Raw genomic sequence first — 869 nt, forward strand, 5'->3', positions numbered from 1 at the left:
GCGTACGGCAGGCCTGAACTTAACGATGAAACAATTAAAAAACGCGCGGTGCAGTCGGACGCCGACAACTTTATCAATGAAATGGCGGACGGCTATGACACGTTGGTAGGAGAGCGCGGGGTCGGAATTTCAGGCGGACAGAGGCAGAGGATCGCCCTCGCCAGGGCGCTTGCCGTAGAACCCGCGGTTCTTGTTTTGGACGACACCACGTCCGCCGTGGACAGCGAGACAGAGCAGTATATTCAGGAACATCTTGAAAAACTGGAGTTCCCCTGCACAAAGATAATCATCGCGCAGAGGATTTCATCGTTAAGTTCAGGCCTGCCGTACGCTATATTGCCTTTTACGGAATCGGAAAACAAAAACACGTCCTGCATGGCAAGCCCTATCTGCCTTCTTAACGAAGACAGCGTATAACGCCTTACATCCACGCCGTCCAAAAGAACCGCGCCGTAGTCCGGCTCGTAAAAACGCACAAGCAGGTTTACGAGCGAAGTTTTTCCAGCTCCCGTACTGCCGAGTATTCCGATAGTGGAACCAGCTTCCGCCGTAAAATTAATGTCCTCAAGAATTTTGTTTCCGTCAATAGTGATTTTTACGTCCCTGAATTCAATTTTCCCTTTTGGGCGTTGCGTTAGCTGAACCGCCCCCGACATGTCGCTTATTCCCTTGGGCGCTTCCACGACTTCGCGGATCATCTGCCCTGCGGAAGTCCAGCGTTCAAGGTCGGCGAGGAGAGGGCCTAACATCTGCATCGGCATCGCAAGCGCCCATGTGAGGGAGGAAAACGCCATGTATTCGCCTGGCGTAAGCCAGCCCTTGATTAGGAAGTAGCCGCCCGCGACAAGCATTATTACCGTAAGGAGCTG

1 protein-coding gene and 1 pseudogene are annotated in these 869 nt (G+C 52.8%); one reads left to right on the forward strand and one right to left on the reverse strand.

Going from position 1 to position 869, the window contains the following annotated elements; translation table 11 throughout:
• Positions 1–33: 33 nt before the first annotated feature.
• Positions 34–201, forward strand: a pseudogene (locus ACYVTD_RS14355) (ATP-binding cassette domain-containing protein); the annotation flags it as partial.
• A gap of 41 nt (positions 202–242) precedes the next feature.
• Here the strand turns inward: ACYVTD_RS14355 and ACYVTD_RS14360 are convergent.
• Positions 243–869 (reverse strand): ATP-binding cassette domain-containing protein (locus ACYVTD_RS14360; protein WP_461248399.1); only part of this gene is annotated, 627 nt, incomplete at its 5' end.

Source organism: Treponema sp. R6D11 (genome assembly GCF_054786075.1).